The 11,238-nt window shown below is 67.9% G+C and carries 7 protein-coding genes and 1 tRNA gene; 5 read left to right on the top strand and 3 right to left on the bottom strand.

Annotated elements, in window-relative coordinates; all coding sequences use genetic code 11:
* Positions 1 to 81: 81 nt before the first annotated feature.
* The gene (locus LZ199_RS27220) at positions 82 to 1,158 is read right to left on the bottom strand and encodes a hypothetical protein (protein WP_253996676.1); all 1,077 of its coding nucleotides are present in this window, start codon (positions 1,156 to 1,158) and stop codon (positions 82 to 84) included.
* 212 nt (positions 1,159 to 1,370) lie between these two features.
* Here LZ199_RS27220 and LZ199_RS27215 point away from each other — a divergent pair, with 212 nt between their 5' ends.
* The gene (locus LZ199_RS27215; protein ID WP_253996675.1) at positions 1,371 to 2,486 is read left to right on the top strand and encodes a hypothetical protein; all 1,116 of its coding nucleotides are present in this window, start codon (positions 1,371 to 1,373) and stop codon (positions 2,484 to 2,486) included.
* A gap of 1,087 nt (positions 2,487 to 3,573) precedes the next feature.
* Here the strand turns inward: LZ199_RS27215 and LZ199_RS27210 are convergent.
* Positions 3,574 to 3,647, bottom strand: a tRNA-Arg gene (locus LZ199_RS27210).
* A gap of 282 nt (positions 3,648 to 3,929) precedes the next feature.
* Positions 3,930 to 6,077: a hypothetical protein gene (locus LZ199_RS27205; protein ID WP_253996674.1), complete on the bottom strand. Its 2,148-nt coding sequence runs from the start codon at positions 6,075 to 6,077 to the stop codon at positions 3,930 to 3,932.
* A 245-nt stretch (positions 6,078 to 6,322) separates the two neighbouring features.
* On the opposite strand from LZ199_RS27205, the gene LZ199_RS27200 reads away from it, so the two are divergent.
* The 4 genes from LZ199_RS27200 (at position 6,323) to LZ199_RS27185 (ending at position 11,116) form a co-directional block, all read left to right on the top strand.
* Positions 6,323 to 6,865 carry a TetR/AcrR family transcriptional regulator gene (locus tag LZ199_RS27200; RefSeq protein ID WP_253996673.1) on the top strand — a complete coding sequence of 181 codons (543 nt, stop codon included), beginning with the start codon at positions 6,323 to 6,325 and terminating at the stop codon, positions 6,863 to 6,865.
* A gap of 12 nt (positions 6,866 to 6,877) precedes the next feature.
* Entirely contained in the window at positions 6,878 to 8,113 is a 1,236-nt protein-coding gene (locus LZ199_RS27195; RefSeq protein WP_253996672.1) for an MFS transporter, read from the top strand.
* Between the two features lie 113 nt (positions 8,114 to 8,226).
* Entirely contained in the window at positions 8,227 to 9,744 is a 1,518-nt protein-coding gene (locus LZ199_RS27190; protein WP_253996671.1) for a Kelch repeat-containing protein, read from the top strand.
* 100 nt (positions 9,745 to 9,844) lie between these two features.
* Entirely contained in the window at positions 9,845 to 11,116 is a 1,272-nt protein-coding gene (locus LZ199_RS27185) for a CCA tRNA nucleotidyltransferase (protein ID WP_253996670.1), read from the top strand.
* Positions 11,117 to 11,238 lie beyond the last annotated feature (122 nt).

Here is an 11,238-nt window from a genome sequence, read left to right as displayed (position 1 = left end):
GTGGGGGCGCCTGTCTTCACGGTGCCTGGGGTGGACCCGGGCGGGTCCATCCCAGGAATGTGGTTTTTGGGGGGGCGCCGGTCAGGGGACCCAGTCCACCATGGTGCCAACGGCGAAGGAGTCCGTCAGGGCCCCATTCGCCGCGCGGGCCTTCACCACACAGGTGGGGCTGGGCAGGGCGGGAGTGGTCCACGCGTACTGCACGGAGCACGTCGCGGGGGCGGGGGTGGTGGCGCAGGTGTCGGTGCCGCGCACCACGGTGCCGCACGTCGACTCCAGGCTCGCGGTGCGCGAGCCGTGGCCGTTGCCGTAGTCCACGAAGAACTCCACCTGGAAGGTCCGGTTCGGGCCCACGAAGGGGAGCCGCGTCACCGCGTCCTGGCGTTGGAACTGGCGGGCGCTCAGGCCGGGGCCCTGGATGTGGATGGCGGTGATGAGGGGCCGGGCGATGTACTCGACCTCCACGTCGACCTCGCCGGTCTGCGGCGTCGTGGATCCAGCGACGTGCACGTCGATGCCCTTGGTCACGGTCACTCCGCGCGCCGTCACGTCCACCTGGATGCGACAGGGGCCCGCATCACGGCTTCCCCACTGGGTGTAGGACGCGGTCGGGTGGGTGAACACGCTCGTCGGGCAGTTGCTCGTCCATTGGTAGGTCAGCGGGTCTCCGTCGAGGTCAATGGCCGTCACGCTCAAGCCGATGAACTCATTGACGCGAGGCGACCCGCTGATGCTCGCCCCGTAGATGAAGGGCGCGATGTCGGGCTGGGGTACTGGCGGCGTGACGTCCTGGACGTTCATGAAGACCGTCACCGTCGTGCCTGCGACGACGTCCACGGAGGTGGTGCCGCTCGCGACGAGCACGGGGTTGCCCGCGCCATCGTCGGCATAGCCTTGCGCCGTCAGGGTCTGCGTTCCAATGGGCAACATGAACGAGCCGACGAAGGTATCGGTCGTCGACGAGTACGACAGGGCTTGAGAGAAATTGGCTGGCTGTACGGTGAGGACCAGGCTGTCGAGCTGCTGGGCGGCCAGGCCGCTGACAGACAATCGCATCTCACCGGAGAGGACCGGCGGGGTGGGTTCTTCGAGGCCGCCTGAACAGGCCATCCACAGCGCGGCCAGACTGCACGTGACGACGTTCCATGACTTCGACATGGAGAGCTCCTGGGATTGGTTCGCGGGTGAGGGGGAAAGCCTAGCCGCGCCCGAAAACCCGGCACAGTGATGCCGGGGCGACCCAGGATGGGCTGACACGGCCATGGCCTGGGTCGTGCTGGACCAGGGCGATGGAACGAGCAGTCGGCCCTGGGCGTCTGCAGGGGGCCTGGGCGAAGCTCTTCGCCCACACCCTCCTTCCGGAGAATTGAATGGGACTCGCCGAACGCAAGGCCGCGAAGCAGTTCGAGGAAACGCTCTATCCGAAGCTGAAGAAGGACCTGGAGGCCGCGGCGCGCTTCGAGGTGCCCGTGGAGGTCGACTGGGCCAGCCTCACGGCGGAGGGGTATGCGGAGCTGTACGCGGAGGCGTGGCCCCAGGTCTATTTCACCCCGCTCATTGGCGCGCTGGAGGCCCTGGGACAGGATGATTTGGGTCGTGAGTTCCTGCGAGGCGCGCTCAAGCGCGTCGTCATCCGCAACTCGTCGAGCAACTCGTCCGCGTCGAGCATCGCGAGTTTCCAGGACGGGGTGCTCACGTTGGACCATGAGCCCGTCACCAACGTGGACCAGGTGGATGACCGGAAGGAGGCCATCCGCAAGACGCTCGAGGCCGCCCCGGAGCTGCCGAATCCGTACACGGGGGACTCCCTCCGTTCCTTCCTGGAGGCGGATGCCCAGGGCGTGGACGCCGTGCTCTACGCCTTGTTGCGCATCACCACCCGAGAGCGGGCGGGGGTTCCGCTGTTCCTGCCCCGCGCGACGCTGTCGCTGCGCAGTGGCCGGGTCATCACCGGCATCGTCCGGGAGATGCTGGAGGACCGTCGCGAGGGGCGCGCCATCCTCCTTCAGACTCCCCGGGAGGGCGGCTACTCGCAGGAGGATGTGTCCATCATCCCCGCGGGCACCATCGAGTCCGTCACCATCCACGATGTGGTGTGGTTTGGAGAGCTGAGGCGGGATTCCGTGCCCGTCCCGTCGCTGCTGGAGCTGCGCCGCCAGCTCATCGCGATGGAGGCTCGCTTGCGCGCGGTGCTGGAGGGCCCGCTGGAGGTGTCGCTGGCGCCCGGGGTCAATCCCGCGAGCGCGGAGGAGCTGCGAGCGCTGGGCTTCCTGGCTGAGCGCGTGCGCGAGGTGGTGGCGTCCCTGGCCAAGGATGAGATTGGTCGCACCGCGCTGCGCGAGAAGGTGAAGCGCATCCAGTTGCGCACGGATGCGCAGGCCTCCGTCACCGTCTCCAATGGGACGCTGGAGCTGGTCTCCGGGCTCCGTCCGGTGACCTGGCAGACGCGTCAGGAGCTGGAGCAGGTGCTGCAGAAGGCGTTGTAGGGGCCAGAGCGTCGTCGCAGCGCATAGGTATGCCATGGGAGGCCGGCGCCCGGTGGGGTCGGCCTTCGTTCGTCCTCATGGTCCGAAGCGTTGGGGTGGGGCATGCTGGTGGCCGTTACCCTGGAGGGACCATGGCCACGCTGTCCGCTGTGCTCGTGACGTCGATGGGGGTTCTGTTGGGGACAGGGGAAGGCGTTGTGGACGGCACCCGGTCAGACGAGGCTCGAGTCGAGCTCCCGGAGGTGGTTCCGCTCTGCACGGTGACCTATGTGATTGACTATTATTACAGTCAGACATACGTCGACCGGGTCGGTGAGGATTTCTGTAGCTGTGGCCAACCCTTGACGCGCTGGGGGCGGGTCACTCCATATAGTCTTGTGTTGTTTTGGGAGCCCTGTGAACCCGGGGTCGAGCGGGCGGCATCCGTGGGTGAGTGATGTGGAGACATCGCGGCCGAGCTGAATGGTCCACGGCACCCGAGAGGAAGCGCTTCGTGTCACCCTCGCCGCGGGGGGGCTTATCCGGTACGCTCGGCCCCGCGTCACCGCGCGACTCGTGTTCGCGCGGGAGAGGGCGAGCAACCCAGCCGAGTGCGTAGGTGGGAGCGAGGACGGATGATGGCCGAGGAACAGCCCCCGCGAAAAGCCATCTGCAGGCGATGCGGCGTGGTGCTCTTGGACGGGGAGCCGATGTCCACGACTCCCGACTTCCGTCACATAGGGCCCTCAGCTTGTCCCCTGGCCGATGTCTACATGAAATCCAGCGAGTGGCTGGCGTGGCGCCCGAAGAAGGTACGGCGCGCTCGCAATCGAGGAGCGAAGCTCGCCCGTCGCCTCCGGCCGTGAATCCTGCCTTCCTGTTTCAGGACCCCGACAGTTGGAAGCCCCCCGCGCGAGGTGGTGCGCTGCTTGGCTGGGTCTTCTTCCCGGCCCAGTGCGTGAGGAGCCGCAGTGCGCAGCAGCACGATGGCGGCGGTCGGGGGGGTGATGCGGCGCCGCTCCACGTTTACGCCATGTGGACGCCACGCCAACGTCGCCTACCGCCCCCTGCCCAACAAATTCCCCTGTAACTTCAGGGGGTTCTGCAATGACCCCGACAGGAATCGAACCTGTGGCCTGCGGTTTAGGAAACCGCCGCTCTATCCAACTGAGCTACGAGGTCAAGCGACCAAGTCTGCGGAACCACTCGTCTTTTCAGGTGAAGGGCTACCACCATCGGCGGCTCCCTTCGCGCTGGGCCGGTTTATAGCAGGTGCCATGACGCGCGCAACGAGAGCGAAGCCCTGATGAAGTGCGTCCGTCTGATGCCGCTCTGACGCCTGGAGGATAATGCGGCTCCGTCCGAGGGGCACAGAGGCGAGTCCGAGAGACCGCCCCCTCGCCCACCTCATGGGCCAGGGAGCGGTCGGGACGCCCCGCGTCGAGTCACGAGGCGTCCGCCGGCCTACTGGTCGAACACGGAGATCTTGTCGACCTTCACATAGGAGATGTCATGCCAGTACACGCGCGTCTCGATGGCGTGACCCAGCCGGTTGTCCAGCGAGAAGCCCAGGCTGAAGTCCTGATACATGTAGGGCTGGGTGAATGACGAGCGGGGGATGGCTCGCGTCGCGATGACCTGGTCCGCCGTCGCGTCATAGACATCCACCGTCACCACATTGCCGCCGGTGGTGATGGAGTCGACCATCAGCCTGAAGACGGCGTTCTTGGCGCCATCCCCCCAGTGGGTGGCATAGGGCCCGTAGATGAGCCGGCCCTGCGAGTCCGCCGCCGTGTTGGCGGACCATCCGTCACCGTCGGCACGCCCCACGAGCTTGAAGAGTGAGCTGCCCTCCGCCTCGTAGACGAATGGGAGGGTGTACTCCGCCGGAAACGAGATGCGTCGCGTGGTTTCGATGGACCGGGTTCCGCTCGCGATGGGCAGTGAGATGCCGCGATGGAGCACGCCACCACCGACCTCCATCCCTCCATGGACGTTGCACAGGCAGAAGCCCGTGTCGTCATTGTCGACAGGGCCCAGGGACTCCATCTTCAACGAGTCTCCCCGCGAAGCACGTCCCCGCGCGCTCCAGGAGATGGGGGTCGCCATCCAGCCCCAGACCTCGTCCTCGGTGGACGAAGTGGCCGGGCCGCGCACGGTCCACTGGCCCGCGGGGAACGTATAGGGCGGCACTGGCCCCGACACGGCGCGCAGCTCCGGCCGCACTGTATGGAAGAGGTTCGCCTTGGTCGGCTGCGTCGCTGGCAGCTTCGACAGGACCAGTCCTCCAATCACGGACCAGACTTCCTGCCCGAAAGCCGGGTTCCCAACCGGATTGTCGAACTGGTACGTCCGATCAAAGAACGCCTTGTCCCCATGCAGGACATAGCCGAGCCGCAGGAACACGGGACGCCGGGAGCCGTTGCTGAAGAGGAAGTCCTGGTGGCAGCGATCTCCTTCCTTCGCGCCGTCCTTCCCCGCATCGGACTCCTTGGTGATGGGGGCCTCGTAGACCAGGCGGAGCGAGGTCGAACTTTCTTCCTGGAGGGTAGGGCGGACCCGCCGGGCCCAGGCCATGCGGTTCTGCCCACACGCCGTCCAGTGCGGCACGTCGGAGTCGGTGATGGGCGCCGCTTCGTTGATGCTGTACCAGTTGCAGATGGTGCGGACGCAGGCGCTGCCCGTGCAGGCCTCGTTGGTGTCGCATTGCCCGTTCCCATTGGGGTCCTCGCCGGGCTCCGGAACCTCATGGGGCAGCTCATAATGTTCCGCGCCGCTATAGCCCGGCATCCACGCTCCATTTCCGTCCTCGGCCACGCCGAGGAAGCTCACGGGACGACGGGTGGTGGGCTGCTCATGGAGGAAGGCCAGCGCATCTCCCGAGGCGCCATTGAGGAGCCACAGCGCGTTCATCTTTCCGTAGAAGCCGGTTTGATCAATCCACGCCATGTAGTGCTTGCCGACGAAGACGAGGTCCCCGGCGTTCGGTCCGTCTCGCCGGAGCGGAGCGTTGGCCGGGTCATAGGTTCCAAACCCCAGCCCTTCGATGGCCCTTCGAACCAGGGCCTGCACGTGCGCGGGAGAGCTCTCGGTGAAGTCCCTCACCTGCGGCTCGCCCACGGAGAAGTCATCGAGGTGAACCGTGACTTTGTCGATGTTCATGTAGGCCTGAGCAAGCCAGCGCAGGCGGACCTCCATTCGTTGGCCGGAGCAGAGGCGCAGGTCGAACCACAGGTCGAAGTCCTGGTATTCGAAGTTCCGGGTGAAGTCTTCTCGTCGCACCTCTTTCGTGGCGATGAGGCGATCACTGTCGTAGCAGTACACGTCCAGGAGCGCGACGGGGACGTTGTTGGCGTTGTTGTTGTCAATCATGACTCGAAAGACAGCCTTGCCCGCGCCAGAGCCCCAGTTCGTGGCATAGGGCCCATAGACGAGCGTGCCACGCGTGTACCCTGCCGTGTTCACGGCCCAGCCGGCGCCTTCGGCATAACCCATGGCATGCGGCAGGTCCGTCTCTGCCTCGTAGATGAACGTCCTGTCGAAGGTTTCCGCTGATGCGTGAAGCGGTAGGGCCAGCAGGGCGAGGAGAACCGCACACAGCCTGGGTGTCATGGACGTGCCTTGGAACCGCGAGGGGAGGCAAATCCTGACGTTGGTTGGCGGGGTAAGGAAATTCGTGGGTGGTAATGAATGGCGTCGCGTCTGGAGTGCGTCTGACCCTGGGCTACGACCCGGGGCGGGCCGGTCGCGCGGGCTGCGGGTTGCCTGCTCGACGGCTTCGTCCTAGAGGCGGCGTTGGCTCTCGGGAACAAAGTCGTTCCGGACTTTGTCGATATGTACGAACGTACACATCCTCCATGACTGCTCGCCGCCATGACCCAGACCGACGCGACCGCATCATCGATGCCGCGCTCGCCGTCATCGCGGAGGGTGGGGTGGCGGGAACGTCACATCGCCGGGTCGCCGACCGCGCCGGGGTGCCGCTGGGGTCGATGACCTACCACTTCACCAGCATGGAGGAGCTCCTGCACGAGTCCTTCACGCGCTTCGCCGAGCGCATCAGCGAGCGCTTCGCCGCGCGACTCTCGGCGGTGTCCAATCCGAGCCAGCTCGCCTCGGCCATCGTCGACCTGGTGCACTCGGACCTCGTGGAGGGGCCCGATGACCTGGTGCTGACGCTGGAGCTCTACACCCTCGCCGCCCGGAAGCCCGCCTTCCGGCAGATCACCCACGACTGGATGCGCCGCAGCCGCGACGTGCTCGAACAACATGTCGACGCGAAGACCGCCCACAAGCTCGATGCCTTGATTGAAGGGCTGTTCATCCACGTCAGCCTCGATGCCACACCGCATGGCCGCGACGTCACTCGCGACGCCGTGCTCCGATTCCTCTCATCCTAGAGCCGCCTCACCATGACCTCCCCCCTCCGGCCCCCGGTGCCCCGCGAGCACCGAGCCGCCCGCGCCGCCGTGGCGGTGCTGTTCCTCACCAACGGCGCCATCCTGGCCAACCTGTTGCCGCGCTATCCGCAGATCAAATCCGACCTCGGGCTCAGCAATGCCCAGTACGGCCTCGCCGTCGCGTCCTTCCCGTTCGGCGCTCTGATGGCGGGACTGGCCGCGGGAGCGCTCATCCGCCGCTTCCGCTCGTCTCGGGTCGCCGTGGCTGGGACCGTGCTCACGGGACTGGGAATGCTATTTGCCAGCATCGCACCGTCGTGGGCGGTGCTCGCCGGGACGCTCTTCCTCGCGGGCAGCATGGATGCCATCACCGACGTGGCGCAGAACTCCCATGGCCTGCGGGTGCAGCGGCTCTACGGTCGCTCCATCCTCAATTCCTTTCACGCCATCTGGAGCATCGGCGCCGTGCTCGGGGGACTCATGGGCGGGCTCGCCGCGGGCCTCAACGTGCCGCGCGGCCTGCATCTGGGCTTCTCCGCGCTCCTCTTCTCCGCCGTGTCGCTGACCGCCTTGCGCTTCCTGCTCCCCGGCCCCGAGCCCACCGCCTCCACCGAGCCACCCGCGTCCGCGACTCAAGAAGAGGGCGGCCAGGCGCGGCGTGGAACCTCGGGTCGACTCCGTCTGGGATTGACCGTCACCGCGCTGGTCATGATTGCCCTGGGCGGGGCGCTCGTCGAAGACGCCGGGATGACCTGGGCGGCTGTCTATCTCTCCGGGACGCTGGGCGCGGGTGTCACCGTGGCTTCGCTCGGATACGTGGCGCTCGTGGGCGCGCAGTTCGTCGGACGCATGCTCGGCGACAGGCTCGTCGACAGGTTCGGGCAGCGCGCCGTGGCTCGGGCGGGAGGGGCCCTCACGGCGCTCGGCATGGGCACAGCGCTGCTGTTCCCCTCGGTGCCCGCCACCATCTCCGGGTTCGCGCTCGCGGGCTTCGGAGTCTCGACGCTGGTGCCCGCCGCCATGCACGGCGCCGACGAGCTGCCTGGGTTGCGGCCGGGTACGGGCCTGACGCTCGTGAGCTGGTTGATGCGCCTGGGCTTCCTCCTGTCGCCTCCCATCGTCGGCCTCGTCGCCGACGCGGTGGGCCTGCGGGTGGGCCTGCTCGTGGTGCCCATCGCAGGAGTGCTCGTGCTGGCCTTGTCCGGCGTGCTGTCGGCGACCCGCGTGTCGGACAGACGCGCCGGCTGAGCCGTCACGGCCCTGGCGACCTGGGGTGGGGTGCGGCGACACCCGGAAGGCCCTCGACGACCCGAGTGGCGTGCTGGGTTCGTATACAGCTCGGACCGTATTCCGGAGGCGTCTTGAGCCAGCTGGGTGGGATGAGAGGGGCCGCCGCGCTCCTGGGGCTGTTCATGGGAGTGGCGTGCAGCTCACCCAAGTCCGAGGACCCCGCGCTGGCGTCCCAGGAGGCGCGGGTCCTGACGACCTCGCCCGCCTTTCTCCGGACGGGCTTCACGCAGACGGTCCTCACGGACGGGCGGGTCCTCCTCGCCGGCGGTACCGCCCAGGGGGCTCCCAGCGATTTCCGGACCTGTGAGCTGTACACCCCAGGCGCCTCCACGCTTTGGAGCACCACGGGAAGCCTGTTGACCGCTCGCCACGAGCATGCCGCCACGCGCCTGTCGGACGGCCGCGTCCTGGTCTCCGGTGGCGTCACCCCTGGCGGCATTGGCAGGAGCGCCGAACTCTACGACCCGACCACGGGCCTCTGGTCCGCCACGGGCTCGCTCCAGATCGCCCGGGCTCGCCACACCCAGACGCTCCTGCCCGACGGCAAGGTGCTGGTGGTGGGCGGCGACAACCCTGACTCCACCCAGGGGCTCGCGTCCGCGGAGCTCTTCGACCCGGCCACCGGAACGTGGGCCCTGACGGCCGCGCCCACCCACACCTATTCGGGTCACACGGCCACGTTGCTCAAGCAGGGGGACGTGCTCGTGCTCGGCAATCGCATCCAGCACGAGCGGTACAACCCCACGACCCACACCTGGTCATCTGTGGGGAACAGCAACAACGTGCTGGCCTCCGGCCACTCCGCGACCGTGCTGACGAAGACCGTCCCGGGGCTGGTCCTGGTGGTGGGCCCGCGCTGGGTCAATGACGTGCCGGGACAGGTGGCCTCCCTCTTCGACCCGGTGACGAACACCTGGTCCGCCTCGGGGAGTGTTCCCTTCGTGCGCACGGGCCACGCCGCCGTCGAGCTGAGCAATGGCACCGTGCTCGTGGTGGGCGGTCTGAATCCCACCACCGGCGTTCCGGTGACGTCCGCGGCGCGGTTCGACATCGGCACCAACGGGTGGACGACGATGCCGGCGCTCGTGCGGGCGCGCCGGGACTTCAAGGTGTCGCTCATCGGCTCCGCGCCCGATCAGGTGCTCATCAACGGCGGATGGACCCGGGACGTGAGTGGAACAACCTGGACCCGTCAGCCCAGCGAGCTGTACTCGACGGGGTGCGTTCCGCGGACGACGTGCCCCGCGATTGGAGGGCAGTGCGGAACTCCCTCGGATACCTGTGGCGGGACGCTCGACTGCGGCACCTGTTCCACGGGTTACATCTGCAACTCCCAGTTCATGTGCGAGTCCACCTGTCAGCCCAACCCGTCCACCTGTATCGGCCTCTGTGGCTGCGTCTCCAACGGCTGTGGGGAGATCATGAACTGTGGCTCTTGTGCCGACGGCGGCTCTTCGTGTCCCACCGGGCAGCAGCGCTGCTGTGACGGCAGCTGCGGGACGAAGGCCGAGTGCCTGATTATCGCGTGCGCCTCGCCCTCCGCGCAGGTGGACAACCCCGAGCCGCCCTGCGACGAAGAGTCGATGTGACGGAACGAGGACAGGGTCTCTCATCGTGGCCCTGGATCCAAGGGCGGGCACGCAAGTACAACCTGGGAATGCGGGCACGTCGCTCGCAGCCCAGGGACACATGCTCGCCAACCTCCACAACGCCGACATTCCCCAGCCCGTGCTCGACGTCATTGCCCGGCTGCGCGAGCTGGGCCACGCCGTGTACCTGGTGGGCGGCTGCGTCCGGGACATGGTGCGCAAGGTCCCCCCGAAGGACTTCGACGTCGCCACCAGCGCGCTCCCCGAGGAGGTCCAGCGCGCCTTCCGCAAGGTCATCCCCACGGGCATCCAGCACGGCACCGTCACCGTCGTGCAGGGCGGCACCCACGTCGAGGTGACGACATTCCGCTCGGAAGGGGACTACCTCGACGGCCGCCGGCCCAGCTCCGTCGCATTCGAGCGCGACATCGTCAAGGACCTGTCCCGCCGCGACTTCACCATCAACGCGATGGCCTACAACCCGTTGGACCGCGACCTCGCGGACCCCTTCGGCGGCCAGACGGACCTCCAGGCCCAGCTCATCAAGTGCGTGGGCTCGGCGCTGGAGCGCTTCTCCGAGGACGGCCTGCGCCCCATGCGCGCGGTCCGCTTCGCCGCCGTGCTCGGCTTCACCCTGGACCCCGACACCCGAGACGCCATCCCCGCCACGCTCGGAGTGTTCCGCAAGGTCGCCCTGGAGCGCGTGCGCGAGGAGCTGACCAAGCTGCTGCTCTCTCCGCGCGCGGAGGGCGGGCTCGTGCTGCTCAAGGACACCGGGCTGATGGACGTGTTCCTCCCCGAAGTGGCCCAGGCCACCCCGGACGCCGCCCGGCTCGCTCGTGCCGCCGTGCAGGCCGCGCCAGCGGAAATCGAGCTGCGCATGGCCGCGCTGCTCGCGGACCTCGTCGACCGCACCCAGGCCCGGGAAATTGGCCTGCGGCTCAAGTTCCCCAACAAGGTCGCGGACCTCGTCGCCCTGCTGGTGGAGACCGCGAAGCTGGAGGAGCGCGTCTCGGACGCGGACCCCGCGCTGCGTCGGCTCCTGGCTCGCGTGGGGCCGCCCCAGCTTCCCCAACTCGTCGCCGTGGCGAGGGCCCGAGTCCAGGTCCGCGCTCCAGAGCGGGTGGCGGAGGTGGAACGCCTGTTCGCGCGGCTGGAGGCACTGGCCGCCGCGAAGCCGCCCCTGGTGCCCAAGGACCTGGCGCTCACGGGGGGCGACATCATGGCCACCCTCGCCGTCGGCCCGTCTCCCATCGTCGGGGAGGCGACACGCTTCCTCATGGACTCGGTGCTCGACGAGCCGGCCCTGAACACCGCCGAGGGCCTCAAGCAGCGGCTCCAGGCCTGGCAGGCCGCGCGCGCGGGGGCCTGAGCCCGACTGGTGGGCCGCCCTCCCACCGGGCTGCCAACGAGCCTCCACCGAGCCCCTACCGAGCTTCTACCGAGTGCCCAACCCGCCTCCGGGGTCGGGTTTGGGGAGCTCCCCGCGTCCTG

Origin of the sequence: Myxococcus qinghaiensis (genome assembly GCF_024198215.1) — a bacterium.
GTDB classification, from domain to species: domain Bacteria; phylum Myxococcota; class Myxococcia; order Myxococcales; family Myxococcaceae; genus Myxococcus; species Myxococcus qinghaiensis.
Note: the sequence above shows the minus strand (reverse complement) of the source record. Positions and strands in the feature narration are given on the sequence as shown.